We start from the raw sequence: 16,478 nt of genomic DNA, 5'->3' as shown, positions 1-16,478 counted from the left end.
ACCTTCGCGCGCCCGGTGCGCCACCGCAACGCGGGCGCCGGGCGGACGTCTCCCCGCGATGGTTCGTGACACGAACCGTCGCCCCTATGCTGACCCGATGGAGATGGCCGGGGGCGAGGAGCCGATGGGGATCGCGGCGGCGCTGGTGAGGACGTCGTTCCTGGTGCAGGCGGTGTACACGGAGGCCAGCCGGGAGTACGGACTTCCGGTGCAGCAGGCCCAGTTGATCTGCCTCCTGATGGCTCAGCCGCGCGGGATGGGAGAGCTGAGCTCCATGCTGGGCCTGGAGAGGTCCAGCATGACCGGACTGGTCGACCGGGCGCAGCGGCGCGGGCTGGTGCACAGGGAGCCGGATCCGCTGGACAGACGCGCGGTACGGGTCGCGCTGTCCGCCGAGGGAGCACGGGTCGCCGGTGACTTCCGGATGGACGCGGCCGTACGGATGGAGGCGCTGGCCGACGGGATAGGACCGGCCGAGCGCGACCGGCTCGCAGCCGTGCTGGGAGAGCTGGTGCGGGGCCACGAGGTGCCGGTGGTCTTCACGGAACCGGAGCAGACCGGGGCGCCCGCGATACGGCGGCCCGCGACGGCGGACGACGGCAGCCCGTGGAAGGCGTGAAGGCGGCTCGGTGAACGAGTTGTCTGAACAAGTTCCGCGAAAGCTGACCGAAATCGGCCGAGTTGTTCGCTTCATATGCCGTGTTCGGTCACTTGTCTGTCACCACCTCTTCCCTTTCACCCCGTCATCTGGGAAGACTCGGCTGGATCATTCCCCTCACACCGCGAGAGGTTCTTCTACACATGCCTCAGTTCAATCGGCGCCGCTTCCTCCAGATCGCGGGCGCGACCGCAGGCTTCTCAGCCCTCTCGAACAGCATCGACCGCGCCGCCGCCATCCCCGCGAAGCGGCGCTCGGGGACGATCAACGACATCGAGCACGTCGTCGTGCTGATGCAGGAGAATCGTTCATTCGACCACTACTTCGGCTCCATGAAGGGCGTACGCGGCTTCGGCGACCCCCGGCCGATGACGCCCGTCGGCGGCAAGCCGGTCTGGTACCAGTCGGACGGCACCAAGGACGTCCTGCCCTACCACCCGGACGCCAAGGACCTCGGCATGCAGTTCATCGCCGGGCTCGACCACGACTGGGCCGGCGGGCACAAGGCCTGGAACCAGGGCAAGTACGACCAGTGGATCCCCGCCAAGTCCGCGGGGACCATGGCCCACCTGACACGTCAGGACATTCCGTTCCACTACGCCCTGGCCGACGCGTTCACGGTCTGCGACGCCTACCACTCGTCGTTCATGGGGGCGACCGACCCCAACCGCTACTACCTGTGGTCCGGTCACGTCGGCAACGACGGCAAGGGCGGCGGCCCGGTGCTCGGCAACGCCGAGGCGGGGTACGACTGGACGACATACCCCGAGCGCCTGGAGAAGTCCGGCGTCTCCTGGAAGATCTACCAGGACATCGGTGACGGCCTGGACAAGGACGGCTCCTGGGGCTGGATCGACGACGCCTACCGCGGCAACTACGGCGACAACTCGCTGCTGTACTTCAACACGTACCGCAACGCCAAGCCGGGCGACCCGCTGTACGAGAAGGCGCGCACCGGTACCGACGCCAAGAACGGCGACGGCTTCTTCGACCTCCTCAAGGCCGACGTGAAGGCGGACAAGCTCCCCCAGGTCTCCTGGATCGCCGCCCCCGAGGCCTTCTCCGAGCACCCCAACTGGCCCGCAAACTACGGCGCCTGGTACGTCTCGCAGGTGCTGGACGCCCTCACGTCGAACCCGGAGGTGTGGAGCAAGACGGCGCTCTTCATCACCTACGACGAGAACGACGGCTACTTCGACCACGCCGTCCCGCCCTTCCCGCCCGCCTCCGCCGACCGGGGCGCGTCGACCGTGGACACCTCGCTCGACTGGTTCCCAGGCGACGCGAGTTACGGCGCCGGGCCCTACGGCCTCGGCCAGCGTGTCCCGATGACCGTCGTCTCCCCCTGGAGCACCGGCGGTTATGTCTGCTCCGAGGTCTTCGACCACACCTCGGTCATCCGGTTCATGGAGCGCCGCTTCGGTGTATCGGAGCCGAACATCTCGCCCTGGCGGCGGGCCATCTGCGGCGACCTGACGTCCGCCTTCGACTTCGCGCTGAAGGACACCAAGCCCGCCAGGCTGCCGGACACCGACGGTTTCCGGCCGCCGGACAACGCCCGGCACGACAGCTATGTGCCGAAGGCGCCCGCGGACCCGGCGCTGCCCAAGCAGGAGGCAGGCTCGCGGCCGTCGCGGCCGCTGCCCTACGCCCCGCTGGTGGGCGGGAAGGCCTCGCCGTCCGACGGCAAGTTCACGCTCTCGTTCAGCGGGGGCGCGAACGCCGGTGCCTGCTTCACGGTGACGTCGGCCAACCGCGGTGACGGGCCGTGGACGTACACGGCCGAGGCGGGGAAGACGCTCTCCGACACCTGGAACACCACGTACTCCAAGGGTTCCTACGATCTGTCCGTGTTCGGCCCGAACGGCTTCCTCCGTACGTACAAGGGCCCCGGCACCACCGCGGGCCCCGAGGTGACCGCCCGCCACCGGGCAGGTGACGGCTCGGTCGAGCTGACCATGACCAACGCGGGCAGCGCCGACTGTCATCTCACCGTCACCAACGCGTACGGCGGGAAGAGCGAGACCTTCACCGTCCGCAAGGGGAAGACCGTCGTGCACACCGTGGACCTGCGCTCCACCCGGCGGTGGTACGACCTGACCGTGGTCTCGGACCGGGACGGCGGCTATCTGCGCCGGCTGGCCGGGCACGTCGAGACCGGCAGGCCCGGGGTGAGCGACCCGGCGATCATCACCGGCTGACAGCTGCAGGTGCCGGACCCCGCGATCCGGGGCCCGGCACCGCACACCGGAGGGCGCCGGCTCAGGCCGCGCCGCCGGGCACGGTCCCGTCCGGCACGGGAACGGACGGGCCGAGCGGGACCTCCGGGCCCCGGCACTCGGTCAGCCAGCGCCGCAGGACGCGGTGCACCTGTTCGGCGCCGGTCAGCTGCCCCTCGTCGAGGGGTGCGGAGAGATCGAGCGGCGTCAGCAGGAAGGGCACCGACTGTTCCCCGCCGAGGCCGCCGTGCGAACCGATCTGCCCCTCGAAGGCGTGCACCGTGCCCGTCTCCGGGTCGTACATCGAATTGACCATGACGTCGGCGACGTGCGGAAAGGTGTCGGTCCTGCGCACCGCGTCGGCCGCGCCGGGCCCGAAGCCCGCGAGGGGCCCCTCGCCGTCGGCCAGCAGGGCGACGGGCACCTCGGCGCCCCCCGCCCCGAGCACCACCGACCCGTGCTCCTCGCTCGCCAGGAGCAGGAACGCGATCCCCGGATGGTTGGCCAGGGTCGGCAGCAGCGCCGGGTGGCGCCGGTCGAGCTCCTCGCGGGTGATCCGGCCCGGCGCGTCCGGGAAGGAGATCAGACCGAGGTTCCCCGAGGCCAGCACCACCGGGTCGGAACCGGGGTCCGGCGGTGTCTCGTCGCCCGCGGGCGCCGGCCGGTGCAGGACGACACGGACCGCGGCCCGCGCCTCCGAGCCGCTCCGGGTCCGCTGCGCCCGGCGCGGGACCGGCAGCCCGCAGCCCGCCCGCACCAGGTCCTTGAGCGTCAGCCCGTACGCGCCCTCGAAGGTCTGCCCGGGGCTCTGCCCGTGGTCGGAGAGCAGCACGATGCGGTAGGGCCGCGGGGCGTGCTCCTCGGCCTTCGCCATCAGCGCCAGCGAACGGTCCAGCCGTGCCAGTACCTTTGCCGCGTCCCGGCTGTGGGGTCCGCTGTGGTGCGCCACCTCGTCGTACGCCACCAGGTCCGCGTAGACGGCGGTCCGCCCGGCGAACATGTCGCCGATCACCGCGGACACCACCACGTCGCGCTCCACCACCGTCGCGAAGGCCCTGATGAACGGGTAGAGGCCACCGCGCTTGATCCGCGGTTCCACCTGGCGGGCGCGGGCCCGCGTCGACTGGCCGATCTCGCGGCCGACCTCGGCGAAGAACGAGATCGCGGTGCGGACCGCGTTGGCCGGGTCGGAGAAGTACGCGAAGTAGCCCGCCCGTGAGCGGTGGTCACGGTCCCGGCGGGCGGCGACCGACAGCACCAGGGCCAGCTCGTCGGCCCCGCCGCTGAAGAGGTTCCCGCGGCTCGCCCCGTCCACCGTGAGCAGCCCGGCGTCGCCGGTGCGCCCGGCGGCCCTGCGCTGGAGCTCGGCCGCGCTGGCCGGCCGGTTGCAGACCATCACGTCGCCGGTCTCCTTCTCGTACCAGCGGAAGGCGGGCACGTCGTGATTGGAGCCGTGCAGGATGCCGAGCTGGCTGGCACCGGTCTGGCTGGACCAGTCGGTGCGCCAGGAGTGGAGCCGGTGGGTGGAGCCCATCCACCCGGCGACGGTGGGCATCAGCCCCTCGTGCACCGCGCGGAGCAGCGCCGCGTGCCCCACCCCGTCGAGCTGGAGGAAGACCGTGCCGTGCGGCCCGCCCCGCCCCGTGTCCGCGCCGCTTCTGCGCCGCCGGCGCGAGGCGAGGCGGGAGAGCCTCCTGCGGTACGCCTCGTCGTCACGGACGGCGAGGCCGGTGGAGGTGGCGGAGGCGACGGCGGACATCACGGCCGCCACCACGACCGCCGTCTCGGGGTTGGACGTGCCCCGGCCGTTCGGGATCAGGTCCAGTGCCACCAGCAGGAGCGAGCCGTTGAGGAAGAAGACCAGCAGCCCGAGGACGAGGGCGGGGACCAGCAGCAGCGCGCGGACGACCACGGGCCACACCAGCGCGCTGAGCAGGCCGAAGGCGGCGGCTCCCCATCCCGCGGTGATGGCCACCGTCGTGGCGCTGTCACCCCGGGCGGACTCCAGCCGGAAGTCGGGCAGGATCCCGGCGAGCGCCAGCATGGTCAGCGTGGACACCGCCCACACCACGATCACCCGGAACAGAGCGCTGCCCGCCCTGCGCCATCGTCCTGCGGCCACGCCTCTTCCCCCTCACGTCCTGCGGCCCCGGGTGGACCCGCCGGTCAGTTTTCCACAGGAGCCGGCAGCGCCCCTGCCGCGGCCCGGGGCGGGAGGGGCGGCGACGGGCCTCCCGCCCCGGCGCACGTCAGGGCGGGGAGGAGTATCCGCAGGAGTGGCAGATCTTCCAGCCGTCCTGCGTGACGGCGAGGACACCTCCGCAGCGCGGACACTGCTCCGAGTGCAGGGTCACGGAGCCTCCTCCCGTTGTGCTGGATCGCTACCCACCATGGGCGGCGGCAGACGTGACACGCTGTCCCGGGAACGGGCCGGACGATGTCGCGCGGAGCCCGGGACGAGGGACGCGACCAGACGTGAGGAGGCGGCAGGTGCCGGTCGATGTGACCTGGTGGGGACATGCCACATGTACGGTCGAGGACTCCGGGGTCCGGGTGCTCACCGACCCGCTGTTCACCCGCAGACTCGCTCACCTGCGGCGCCGCCGCGGCGCGGTGCCGCCGCCCAGCGCCGCGGTGGCCCGTGCGGTCCTCGTATCGCATCTGCACGCCGACCATCTGCATCTGCCGTCGCTCGCCCGGCTGGCACCGGGCACGACGCTGATCGTGCCGCGCGGCGCGGTCCGCGCGGTCCCCGGGCTGCGGCGGCTCGGCCTGGCCGTCACCGAGGTCGGCGCGGGCGACGAGGTGCGGGTCGCGGACCTCGTCATCCGTGCGGTACCCGCCCGCCACGACGGCCGCCGGATGCCTTTCGGCCCGCAGCGTGCCCCCGCGCTCGGCTTCGTCGTCACCGGCGAGGCACGCACCTACTTCGCCGGGGACACCGGTCTGTTCGACGCGATGGCCGAATCCGTGGGCGAGGTGGATGTGGCGCTGCTCCCGGTCGGGGGCTGGGGCCCCTTCCTCGGCCAGGAGCACCTGGACGCCCGGCGGGCCGCCCAGGCGCTGGCCGCGCTGCGTCCGCGCTCCGCCGTCCCGGTGCACTACGGCACCTTCTGGCCGGTCGGGATGGACGGCGTCCGCCCGCACGAATTCCACACGCCCGGCGACGAGTTCGTACGGCAGGCGGCGCTGCTGGCACCGGAGGTGTCCGTGTACCGGCCCGCACACGGCGAAGTCGTACGGCCGGAGGTGGCCGGGTGATACACGAACTGGTGAGCCAGGTGCCCGCCGAATCCACCCAGCAGGCCGTCGGCTACCCGACGCTCTTCCTTCTCGTGGCCCTGGGGTCCCTGGTGCCGGTGGTGCCCACGGGCGCGCTGGTGAGCTCGGCCGCCGTGGTCGCCATCCACCAGACCGATCCGCTGGCACTGCTCTTCGTATTCGCCGTGGCCTCTTCCGCCGCTTTCCTCGGGGACATCGCGCTGTACTGGCTCGGGCGGCGCGGCGTGCACTCCAGGAAGGGCTCACGCTGGCTGGAGGCGCTGCGCAGACGGGCGCCGCAGGCGCGGCTGGCGAACGCGGAGGAGAAGCTCGACAAGCACAGCAAGTCGGTGCTCGTGCTCTCCCGGCTGGTCCCGGCCGGGAGGATCCCGGTGATGCTCGCCTGTCTGCTCGGCGAGATGCCGCTGCGCAGATTCGCCCGCGGCGACGTTCCGGCCTGTCTCGCCTGGGCCGCCGCGTACCAGCTCATCGGCATACTCGGCGGTTCGCTCTTCGACGAACCCTGGGAGGGCGTGGTGGCGGCGATCGCGCTCACCCTGCTGCTCAGCGGGGCGCCGGCCGCGTGGCGCAGGCTCAGGCCGCACGGCGGTTCGCCCGCACCGCGCTGAGCCGCCCGGTTCCGCCAACCCCCCGCCGGCCGCCGCCTGTTCACACCGACCCTCCCCCTACCCGTAGTACTCAGGAGTGACGCGGGAGGTTCGCCCCACAGCGGGACGCCTGCCACCCGGTGTGCTCCCTACCTTCAGTACCGGAAGCACGAAAGCCATCCGGTACGGAAGGACCACCCCATGGCGTCCCGCCCGCACAGCAGCCGTCTGCGCCGCGCCCTGCTCACCGCACTCGTCACCGCTTCGGTGGCCGTGCCGGTGTCGGGTGCGGCCCGCCCGACGGCCGTCCCCGCACCCGCGCCGACGGCCCTCGCCCCTCTGCGGACCGTGACCCCCGCGGTCCTCGCCGAGCGGTACGCGGCGACCCGGGCCGACATCAGGGCCGCGGGGCGGACGGCCCTGGCCGACGGCGACCGGGGGCGCGCCGGTTCGCTGCGTGCCATGGCGCGGCCGGGGCGGCACTTCCTCGCCTTCGACGGGCGTGACGGCGGACGTACCGCCGAGGTGTTCGGCGATCTGTCCCGGGCCCGGCACATCGCGGTACTGGTACCGGGATCGGACACCGGCATCGACCAGTACGAGCGCCTGCTGGACGGTGCGACGGCGCTGCGGCGGCAGCTGGGCACCGGGTCCGCCGTCGTGGCCTGGGTGGGGTACGCGACGCCCGCCACGGTCAGCACCACGGTGCTGACGACCGGCCGTGCGGACGAGGCAGCCCCAGGGCTGCGGCGTTTCGTCGGAGAGCTGGCCGGCGCAACGGCGGGGGCCAGGATCTCGCTGCTCTGCCACTCCTACGGTTCGGTGGTCTGCGGACGGGCCGCCTCCGGCCTCGCTGCCGCCGACATCGTGCTGTACGGCAGCCCCGGAGCAGGGCGCGGCAGTGAAGCCGCCCTGCACACCCGGGCCACCGTCTGGGCGGGCCGGGGCAGCCATGACTGGATCGCGGACGTGCCGCATGTACGGATTCCGCTGCCCTTCGTGACCGTCGGGCTGGGCGCGGACCCGGTCTCGGCGGGCTTCGGCGCCCGGGTCTTCGACGCGGGGGGCGGCGGCCACAGCGACTACCTGAAGCCCGGTTCCCTGTCGCTGGCGAATCTCGCCCGGATCGTCGAGGGCCGGACGCCTGCCGCCGGCACCGGCTCCGGTGAGGCCCGTCGGGTGTGAGCCCGGCAGGCGGCGGGGGCGGTTCAGTCGGCCGGGGCCGGCCGGTCGGCCGACACCTCCTGGAGCACCCGGGACCCGCCCACCGGCAGGTCCCACAGCTCGTCGCGCGGGCGTCCCGCCCGCTCCCAGGCCGCGCGGACCCGGGTGAGCGGTTCGAGTACCGGCTCGGCGGAGAGCAGGAACGCGCCCCAGTGCATGGGCGCCATCCGGCGCGCGCCCAGGTCCTCGCAGGCCGCGACCGCCTCCTCCGGGTCGGTGTGCACCGGCCCGAGCATCCAGCGCGGCTCGTACGCCCCGATCGGCAGCAGCGCCAGGTCGATGCCCGGGTGCCGGTGGCCGATCTCCCCGAACCAGTGGCCGTAACCGGTGTCGCCCGCGAAGTACACCCGCTGCCCCTGCTGGTCGGTGAGGACCCAGCCGCCCCAGAGGGAGCGGCAGGTGTCGGTGAGCGTGCGCTTGGACCAGTGGTGGGCGGGCACGAAGTCGAAGCGGACACCGCCGGTCTCGGCCGACTCCCACCAGTCGAGCTCGGTGACGCGGGTGAAACGGCGGCGCCGGAACCACCGGGCCAGTCCCGCCGGGACGAAGAGCGGGGTGTCGCGCGGGAGCCGCTTGATGGTGGGGGCGTCCAGGTGGTCGTAGTGGTTGTGGCTGATGACCACCGCGTCGATCTCCGGCAGGTCGGCCCAGCGGACCCCGACGGGTGTGACCCGGGCGGGCGTGCCGAGGATCCTGCGCGACCAGACCGGATCGGTGAGGACGGTGAGACCGCCGATACGCACCACCCAGCTCGCGTGCCCCGCCCAGGTGACGGCGATGGTGGTGGCGTCGGTCTCGGGGAGCGGGGCGGGGGCGTACGGCAGCAGCGGGATGTCGCGCAGCCCCTCCGGGCGCGGCCGTACCGCACCTTCGCGGGCCAGTCTGGCCAGCGCCCCGACACCGGGCAGCGGGGCGGTGAGCCGGTCGGCGAAGGACTTCGGCCAGAGCCTGGTCTCCCCCGGCGCGCGCAGCATGCCCGGGGTGCGGCTGCGGGGCCGGGTGTACGGCCGGGGCTGTGCGGGATGCCCGGCCCGCTGCTGCGCCCCGGTCCGGGGCTCCTGGCCGGCCGTGGGTTCCTGGCCCGTCCGGGGCGGGGCCCCGGACGGTGCCTGGGGTTGCGGCCCGGTGAGGGAGCTCTCGGTCTGTTCCGTCATCGAAGGGCTCCGTCCGGTGGCGGTGAGTCGGTCATCGCAGTTGCTCCAGGGCCGTCGCGAAGGTCCTCAACGCGCGGGCCACGTGGGGAAGTCCGAGCGGCTCCGCGGAGCCCAGGGACTCCAGCCGCTCCTCCGGGGTCGATCCGACGAGCGGGCCAGTCGCGAACCTCACCCGCAGCGCGGCCGGATCGTCGCCGAAGCGGTGGCCCCCCGGCGCCGGCGCCCCGAGCCGCTTCCCGAGGTAGTCCTCCAGATCCATCGCGTCGGTGACGCCGTGCTCCGCGAGTCCCGCGCCCAGCGGGCCCAGATCCGCGTAGAGGTGACGCCCGGCCTGCGGGGGCCTGGCGAGGGCGCCCGCGGCGAGTACCGCGTGGTGGGCGGCCGCGGCCACCCGGGCGTGCAGCAGGGCCGCCCGCACCGCCCTTTCCCGCACAGCCACCGGTTCGCCCAGCGCGCACGCCGCGGCCGCGGCGACGGGTGCGGGGACCACGGCCCCGATGGCGGTGAGCGCGTCCAGCGTCCTGGCCCGCCGGGCAGCGCCCTCCCCGGTGGCGGGGAACCGGGCGATGGCCACCGGCCAGGCCTCCGGGGTCAGCGAACCCGCCAGGTCGGACAGCACGGTCACCTCACCGGGGCACATCTCGGCGGGGCTGAGCAGCACGGTCTCGTCCGGCCTGTGCCGGGTGTCGCGCCAGGTCTCGTCGCTGATGATGTGCAGCCCCTCGGAGAGCGCGGCCTCACAGGCCTCGTGCAGCAGTTCGGGCGAGGCGGCCGTGGCGGTGGGGTCGTCGGCGACGGAGAGCAGCAGCAGCCGGGGGTTGCCGCCCTCGGCGCGCACTCTGCGTACGGTCTCCAGGAGTGCGTAGGGGTCCGGCACGCCGCCGCACTCCGCGGGCGTGGGCACCGGGTAGGCGGACCGCCCGGCCAGACGCGCCTGCGGTATCCACCAGGCGGGGCACGGACGCGGCAGCATGAGATCACCGCCGTCCGCCGCGAGCAGGGCGAGGAGCAGCGCCTGGGCGCCCCCGGCGGCGACCGTGTCGCCGGGGGCGCAGCCGAGTCCGCGCCGGGTCCAGTATCCGCAGGCCGCCGCCCGCAGCGCGGGTCCGCCGCCCGGCGGCTCGGGGTCGGTACGGCGGGCCGCGCCGGTGAGCGCCGCGGCCAGTTCGGGGAGCACCGGCAGTCCGGGGCCGGGGGCGGGAGGCCCGTAGCGGACAGGGCCGCGGCTCTCCGGAACCGTCCGCTGCATGCCCGCACCTCCGCTGTCTCCGTCCCCCGAGACCTTTATACGTAGATTTGCCCGGACGGGCGACCGTGGCCGCCGCTCCGCTGCGGGCGGCGCAGGAGCCGTACCGCCCGGGTTCACGGCGCCTGCGCAGGCCGGCGGCGCCCGCGGCGTGCGCCGACGCGCCGGAGCCGCCGGAAGCATCCCCCCGGCCGGACGGGGTACGACGATCAGTCAGCAGAACCGCTGCGCGGAGCTGTCCGCCGCACCGGCGGCCGGTCAGGACGTGCGCACCGATCGTCGAGAGGGTTGATTTCCATGGCATCCGCCGTCCCCCCGAGCGGCCCGCCCCGCTTCGAACGGCTCGTGAGCTGGTTCGGGGCCCGGGACCAGGCGCTGTTCCGGTCCGCGGCTGCCCGGCACTGGCCGGCCGCCGCGCCGGTGCTGCCCCGGCTGAGCCGCAGTGCCAACCACGGCCTGCTCTGGTTCACCACCGCCGCCGGGATCGCCGCAGTGGGCGGTTCGCCCCGCGCGCGGCGGGCCGCGCTGCGCGGAGTGGCCTCGCTGGCTGTGGCCTCGGCCGTCGCCAACACGGTGGCCAAGCGGTCCGTTCGCAGGTCGAGACCGATACTGGACGCCGTACCGGTGATGAGGCAGCTGAAGCGGCAGCCCGTCACCACGTCCTTCCCCTCCGGCCACGCGGCGTCGGCCGCCGCCTTCGCCACGGGTGTCGCCCTGGAGTCGAAGGGCTGGGGCGCGGCCGTCGCGCCGCTCGCCGTCAGCGTCGCGGCGTCGCGGGTCTACACCGGGGTGCACTATCCGAGTGACGTGCTGATCGGAGCCGCGCTCGGGGTGGGAGCCGCCTTCGCGGTGCGGGGGCTCGTACCGACCCGCAGTCAGCTGCCCGCCCCCGGCCGCCCGCACACCGAGGCACCGGTGCTGCCCGGCGGCGAGGACCTGGTCGTGGTGGTCAACAGGGCGTCGGGGTCGGCCGCGGCCACGGCGGCGCTCGTCAGGGACGCGCTGCCGCTCGCCGATGTGGTGGAGTGCGGCCCCGGTGAGCTGGTGGCCACGCTGGAGAAGGCCGCCGGGCGCTGCCGGGCCCTGGGTGTCTGCGGCGGCGACGGGACCGTCAACAGGGCTGCCGTGGTCGCGGCCCGCCTCGGCGTGCCGCTGGCTGTCTTTCCCGGCGGAACGCTCAACCACTTCGCGTACGACGTCGGGATCGAGGAGGTCCACGACACCTGCCGGGCGCTGGCGTCGGGCGACGCGGTCAAGGTCGACCTGGGCCGCTTCACCCCCGGGCCCGCAGGCCCAGGAGGCGAGCCGGGACACTTCCTCAACACCTTCAGCCTGGGGTCCTATCCGGAACTGGTGCGGATCAGGGAGCGCTGGTCACCGAAGATCGGCGGCTGGCCGGCGGGCGTACTGGCGGCGGCGCGGGTGCTGAGTTCGCAGCGGCCGCTGCAGGCCGAGTTCAACGGCGAGCGGCGGACCCTGTGGATGCTCTTCGCGGGCAACGGCATGTACCGGCAGATGGGCCCGACCCCCGGCCGGCGCTTCGATCTGGCCGACGGCCTGCTGGACGTCCGGGTGGTGCACGGCGGCCGGCTGCCGGGGCTGCGGCTGCTGGCAGCGGCGCTCGCGGGTCCGCTGTCCCGCTCCCCCGTGCACGCGGCGGAGCGGCTGCGCCGGGTCCGGCTCGCCGGTCTCACCCCCGGCACACCGCTCGCGTTCGACGGCGAGATCACCCGGGCCCCGGCCACCCTGTGGATCGACAAGGACGACGAGGCACTCACGGTGTATCGTCCGCTGCCGCTCTAGCGGCGTCCGTCACGTCGAGATAGACCTGGTCGGCCTCCGGCCAGGCCTCCTCGATGGACCCCCTGATCCGCATCGAGGTGAGCTCCACCTGCTCGCTCTCCAGACCGGGCACCAGGTCGATCCGGGCGGCCACGAGCGTCGAGTCCATGCCCAGCCGCATGGTCAGCAGCGAGGACACCTCGTCGATCTCGGGCTGCGCGGCGAGCATCTCCTCGATGCCGCGGCGCAGTTCGGGATCGGCGGCCTCGCCGATCAGCTGCTCGCGGGCGTCCTTGCCCAGCCGGTAGGCGACGTATCCGAGCAGGGCCCCGATCGCGATCGAGGCGGAGGCCTCCCAGGCGATGTTCCCGGTCACCATGTGCAGGACCATCCCGGCCATGGCGAGCAGGACACCCACCACGGCCGTGCCGTCCTCGGCGATGACGGTCCGCAGGGCGGGGTCCTTGCCGATGCCCTTGCCGGGCTGGCTGCGCACCTGGAGTACGGCGCGCGCCAGCGAGGTGCCCTCGGCGATCAGCGCGACGCCCAGCACGACGAGCCCCACCACGTAGCCCGACGTGGACTCCTGCTCGCCGCCGCCGCGCAGCGCCTCGACGCCCTGCAGGACGGAGAAGCAGGCGCCCATGACGAAGATGCCCACGGCGGCCAGCAGGGCCCAGAAGTACCGTTCCTTGCCGTAGCCGAAGGGGTGCTGCGGATCTGCGGGACGCTTGCTCCGCCGGAGCGCGAAGAGCAGGAACACCTCGTTGAGGCTGTCGGCGACCGAGTGCGCCGCCTCGGAGAGCAGGGCCGGGGAGCCGGCGAAGACACCGCCGGCCGCCTTGGCGACGGCGATGACCAGGTTGGCGGCGAGCGCCACCAGTACCGTCACCCTGGTCTTCCGGTCGTCGGCTCCGTCCTTCCCGCTGCCGGTCCCGCTGTCGTCCGTTCCGTTGCCGGGGTCGTCACTCATGCCGTACCCCCCGGACGCGCGGTCCCGCCCTGCCGGGTGGCCGGGCGAGTGGCCCGGCCGTGCGGTGACCTGCCGGCCCGCGGCTCCGGGCGTGCCTCTCCCGGTACGTCGTCCCGGTGGGGCCTCCGGTGCGGCTCCGGCTTCCACCGGCCCTCTCCGGCCGTGTGCGCGTCATTGGATCTCATGAGCCACCAGGTACCCGCTCCGGTCAGGGGGAATCCGGGCGGCCCGCCCCGGCCGCCCGGACTGTTCCCCCGGCGAAGGCTCCGCGAGAGGTGCTCAGGCGACCGAGCCCGGCCGGATCACCGCCTTCTCCACCAGCAGCCGGGCGCCCGCTGCGATGCTCTGCGCGTCGATCCCGGCAGCGGCCAGCTGCTCCTGCGGAGTGGCCGACCCCGGCATGTTGCCGACCGCGAGCCGGACCAGCCGGGGCACCGGCCTGCCGTCCGCGAACGCCTCTGCCACCGCGTCCCCCAGGCCGCCCTCGGGGTGGTGGTCCTCGACCGTGATCAGGCAGCCCGTCTGGTCCGCCGCGGTCCGCAGGGTGCCCGCGTCCACGGGCTTGACCGAGTAGAGGTCGATCACCCGTACGGCGATGCCCTCCTGCGCCAGGAGGTCCGCCGCCCCCAGGCACTCATGGAGGGTCTGGCCCGCACCGATCAGGGTCAGCGCGTCGTCCGGGCCGGACCGCAGGACCTTGCTGCCGCCGACCGGGAACTCCTCGTCGGGCCCGTAGACGACCGGGGTCTCACCGCGGTTCGTGCGCAGGTAGCGGATGCCGCGCAGATCCGCCATCGCGGCCACCAGCTTCGCGGCCTGGTTGGCGTCGCTCGGACAGAGGACCGTGCTGCCGTGCAGCGAGCGGAACATCGCCAGGTCCTCCAGGCCCATCTGGGACGGGCCGTCCTGCCCGATCGCCGTGCCGACGTGCGAGCCGACGATGTTGATGTCGGCGGCGCCGATCGCCGCCATCCGGAAGAAGTCGTGGGCCCGGGTGAGGAAGGACGCGAAACTGCAGGCGAACGGGGTGTGGCCGCGTGCCTGCATGCCGACGGCCGAGGCCACCAGCTGCTGCTCGGCGATGTAGCACTCGAAGTACCGCTCGGGATGCTCCTTCGAGAAGAACTCGGCGCGGGTCGAGTCGCCGACCTCCCCGTCCAGCACGACGACCTCGCCGCGCGCCGTACCGAGTGCGGTGACCGCCTCGCCGAACGCGTTGCGCGTGGCGACCTCGTCGCCCTTCTCGTAGCGCGGCAGTTCGAGCTTTCCGCTGCCGGCGATCCGCCGGGGCCGCACGTCCTCGGGCTTGTGCACATCGACGCGGATGGAGCGCGGCCCGCCCAGCTCCTCGACAGCCGCGTCCGCGTCGGGCAGCGGCTTGCCGTGCATGCCCTCGCGGTCCTCGACTGCGGCCACGCCGCGCCCCTTGCGGGTGCCCGCGATGATCGCGGTGGGGACGTCCTTGACGGCGAGGACTTCCTGGTACGCGGCGTCGACGGCGCCGATGTCGTGCCCGTCGATCTCGACCGTGTGCCATCCGAAGGCGCGGAGCCTGCGCCCGTAGGCCTCCAGATCCCGGCCGTGCCGGGTGGGCCCGCGCTGGCCGAGGCGGTTCACGTCCACGATCAGGGTCAGATTGCCGAGGTTCTCGAACCCGGCGTGCTCGGCCGCCTCCCAGACGGAGCCCTCGGCCATCTCACTGTCGCCGCTCAGCACCCAGACCCGGTAGTCCACCTGCTCCAGGCGCTTCCCCGCGAGGGCCATGCCCACCCCTACCGGCAGCCCCTGCCCCAGCGATCCGGTGGCCACGTCGACCCAGGGGATGCGCGGCGTCGGGTGGCCTTCGAGACGGCTGCCCCTGGTGCGGAAGGTGAGCAGTTCCTCGTCGTCGACAGCGCCTGCGGCCTTGTACATGGCGTACAGGAGCGGTGTGGCGTGCCCCTTGGAGAGGATGAACCGGTCGTTGGCCGGATGCTCGGGCCGGTCGAAGTCGTAGCGCAGATACCTGGAGAGCAGTACGGCGGCCAGATCCGCCGCCGACATCGAGGAGGTGGGGTGCCCGGAGCCCGCCGCGTCCGCGGCGCGCACCGCGTCCACGCGGAGCTGCTGGGCCAGTTCGAAGAGTTCTGCGTTCTTGTCCGTGCTCATCATGACGTTCCCTTCCCGCGACCGGACGTTTCGGCGGTGCGGCGTCGAGCGGGCCGCTCCTGAAGTGGGCTCGCCCGCTGGTTCACCCTGTCCCGGCCGCACAGCACCGCGTACCCGGTACGCCGCGACGCGCACACGTTTCCCCGGCATGGCGGCAGACACCCCTCCGGCCGCCCGCTGCGGAGCGGTCGGCCCCACGGATTCCCTGTATCAGGATGCGAGATATGAATCTCAACATTCGGCATGAGCATCTACGGTGGTGACACCACTTCGGATGAGCACGACGTCGAAAAGGGGAGATCCGTCATGCCGGAAGAGACAGCCGTTTACACCCACGGCCACCACGAGTCGGTGCTGCGCTCGCACACCTGGCGGACGGCCGCCAACTCCGCGGCGTACCTGGTGGACGAGCTCAAGCCGCACATGCGGATCCTGGACATCGGCTGCGGCCCCGGCACCATCACCGCCGACCTGGCCGCGCTGGTACCGCAGGGCAGCGTCACCGGGGTCGACCGGGCACCCGCGGTCCTGGAGAAGGCGCGCGCGCTGGCCGCCGGACGCGGCCTGTCCAATGCGGACTTCGCGGTCGCCGACGTGAACGCACTGGACTACCCGGACGAGAGTTTCTGCGTGGTCCACGCACATCAGGTGCTCCAGCATCTGGGCGACCCGGTCCAGGCGCTGCGTGAGATGCGGCGCGTCACGAAGCCCGGCGGCATCGTCGCGGTGCGCGAGAGCGACTACGGCTCGTTCACCTGGTATCCGGAGTCCCCGGTGATGGACGACTGGCTGGACCTGTACCACCGGGTCGCCCGTGCCAACGGCGCCGAACCGGACGCAGGACGACGGCTGTTCTCCTGGGCGCGGCAGGCCGGATTCACCGACGTCAGGACGACCGCCACCAACTGGGTCTTCGCCACGGGTGAGGAGCGTGCCTGGTGGAGCGGGCTGTGGGCGGACCGTACGACCGAGTCGGTCTACGCGCAGCAGGCCGTGGACGGCGGCCACGCGACGCCGGAGCAGCTGACCGCGATCGCCGGCGCCTGGCGCGAGTGGGGGGCGCAGGACGACGGATGGTTCCTGGTGCCCCACGGCGAGATCCTCTGCCGGGTCTGACACACCCGGCCGGAGCGGGCCGCCCGCTCCGGCCGCACGTTCCGCCCGCCCTGACCGAGGGCGCGGCCCCCTTCAGCGCTGAGCGCGAA

General features: G+C 73.3%; 12 protein-coding genes. 7 read left to right on the top strand and 5 right to left on the bottom strand.

From position 1 onward, the window contains the following. Window positions 1–97 precede the first annotated feature (97 nt). Complete coding sequence (locus OG917_RS28190; RefSeq protein ID WP_328320861.1) at window positions 98–619, top strand: MarR family winged helix-turn-helix transcriptional regulator; 522 nt, start codon at window positions 98–100, stop codon at window positions 617–619. Between the two features lie 182 nt (window positions 620–801). Next, entirely contained in the window at window positions 802–2,859 is a 2,058-nt protein-coding gene (locus OG917_RS28185) for a phosphocholine-specific phospholipase C (protein ID WP_328320859.1), read from the top strand. Between the two features lie 61 nt (window positions 2,860–2,920). Here the strand turns inward: OG917_RS28185 and OG917_RS28180 are convergent, their stop codons facing one another. Beyond that, on the bottom strand, window positions 2,921–4,999 hold the full coding sequence (locus tag OG917_RS28180; RefSeq protein WP_328320857.1) for a phage holin family protein: 2,079 nt from the start codon (window positions 4,997–4,999) through the stop codon (window positions 2,921–2,923). A 368-nt stretch (window positions 5,000–5,367) separates the two neighbouring features. Between OG917_RS28180 and OG917_RS28175 the strand changes: the two genes are divergently transcribed. From OG917_RS28175 to OG917_RS28165, 3 genes are all read left to right on the top strand, one after another. Continuing rightward, complete coding sequence (locus OG917_RS28175; RefSeq protein ID WP_328320855.1) at window positions 5,368–6,138, top strand: MBL fold metallo-hydrolase; 771 nt, start codon at window positions 5,368–5,370, stop codon at window positions 6,136–6,138. Next, window positions 6,135–6,767 carry a DedA family protein gene (locus OG917_RS28170; protein WP_328320852.1) on the top strand — a complete coding sequence of 211 codons (633 nt, stop codon included), beginning with the start codon at window positions 6,135–6,137 and terminating at the stop codon, window positions 6,765–6,767. The genes OG917_RS28175 and OG917_RS28170 overlap by 4 nt, the downstream gene beginning before the upstream one ends. A 180-nt stretch (window positions 6,768–6,947) precedes the next feature. Continuing rightward, the gene (locus OG917_RS28165) at window positions 6,948–7,931 is read left to right on the top strand and encodes an alpha/beta hydrolase (protein WP_328320850.1); all 984 of its coding nucleotides are present in this window, start codon (window positions 6,948–6,950) and stop codon (window positions 7,929–7,931) included. A gap of 23 nt (window positions 7,932–7,954) precedes the next feature. Here the strand turns inward: OG917_RS28165 and OG917_RS28160 are convergent, their stop codons facing one another. Beyond that, entirely contained in the window at window positions 7,955–9,124 is a 1,170-nt protein-coding gene (locus OG917_RS28160) for an MBL fold metallo-hydrolase (RefSeq protein ID WP_328320848.1), read from the bottom strand. A gap of 31 nt (window positions 9,125–9,155) precedes the next feature. Then, complete coding sequence (locus tag OG917_RS28155) at window positions 9,156–10,373, bottom strand: aminotransferase class I/II-fold pyridoxal phosphate-dependent enzyme (RefSeq protein ID WP_328320846.1); 1,218 nt, start codon at window positions 10,371–10,373, stop codon at window positions 9,156–9,158. A 294-nt stretch (window positions 10,374–10,667) separates the two neighbouring features. On the opposite strand from OG917_RS28155, the gene OG917_RS28150 reads away from it, so the two are divergent. Beyond that, a complete protein-coding gene (locus tag OG917_RS28150; RefSeq protein ID WP_328320844.1) occupies window positions 10,668–12,173 on the top strand; it encodes a bifunctional phosphatase PAP2/diacylglycerol kinase family protein in 1,506 nt (501 codons plus the stop codon). Here OG917_RS28150 and OG917_RS28145 read toward each other — a convergent pair. Both OG917_RS28145 and OG917_RS28140 read right to left on the bottom strand, forming a co-directional pair. Further along, a complete protein-coding gene (locus OG917_RS28145) occupies window positions 12,145–13,125 on the bottom strand; it encodes a cation diffusion facilitator family transporter (protein ID WP_328320842.1) in 981 nt (326 codons plus the stop codon). The genes OG917_RS28150 and OG917_RS28145 overlap by 29 nt on opposite strands. A 279-nt stretch (window positions 13,126–13,404) precedes the next feature. Next, complete coding sequence (locus tag OG917_RS28140) at window positions 13,405–15,273, bottom strand: transketolase (RefSeq protein ID WP_328320840.1); 1,869 nt, start codon at window positions 15,271–15,273, stop codon at window positions 13,405–13,407. 306 nt (window positions 15,274–15,579) lie between these two features. On the opposite strand from OG917_RS28140, the gene OG917_RS28135 reads away from it, so the two are divergent. After that, window positions 15,580–16,389, top strand: a complete 810-nt coding sequence (locus tag OG917_RS28135; RefSeq protein ID WP_328320838.1) for a methyltransferase domain-containing protein — start codon at window positions 15,580–15,582, stop codon at window positions 16,387–16,389. Window positions 16,390–16,478 lie beyond the last annotated feature (89 nt).

Origin of the sequence: Streptomyces sp. NBC_00388 (genome assembly GCF_036061255.1) — a bacterium.
Lineage (GTDB): Bacteria > Actinomycetota > Actinomycetes > Streptomycetales > Streptomycetaceae > Streptomyces.
The sequence above is the reverse complement of the archived record's forward strand: the minus strand, read 5'-3'. Positions and strand labels throughout refer to the sequence as shown.

Coding starts and splice junctions, on each gene's coding strand:
- OG917_RS28185 (WP_328320859.1), top strand. CDS start 802: ATGCCTCAGTTCAATCGGCGCCGCTTCCTCCAGATCGCGGGCGCGACC.
- OG917_RS28135 (WP_328320838.1), top strand. CDS start 15,580: ATGCCGGAAGAGACAGCCGTTTACACCCACGGCCACCACGAGTCGGTG.
- OG917_RS28145 (WP_328320842.1), bottom strand. CDS start 13,125: ATGAGTGACGACCCCGGCAACGGAACGGACGACAGCGGGACCGGCAGC.
- OG917_RS28165 (WP_328320850.1), top strand. CDS start 6,948: ATGGCGTCCCGCCCGCACAGCAGCCGTCTGCGCCGCGCCCTGCTCACC.
- OG917_RS28160 (WP_328320848.1), bottom strand. CDS start 9,124: ATGACGGAACAGACCGAGAGCTCCCTCACCGGGCCGCAACCCCAGGCA.
- OG917_RS28190 (WP_328320861.1), top strand. CDS start 98: ATGGAGATGGCCGGGGGCGAGGAGCCGATGGGGATCGCGGCGGCGCTG.
- OG917_RS28140 (WP_328320840.1), bottom strand. CDS start 15,273: ATGAGCACGGACAAGAACGCAGAACTCTTCGAACTGGCCCAGCAGCTC.
- OG917_RS28150 (WP_328320844.1), top strand. CDS start 10,668: ATGGCATCCGCCGTCCCCCCGAGCGGCCCGCCCCGCTTCGAACGGCTC.
- OG917_RS28155 (WP_328320846.1), bottom strand. CDS start 10,373: ATGCAGCGGACGGTTCCGGAGAGCCGCGGCCCTGTCCGCTACGGGCCT.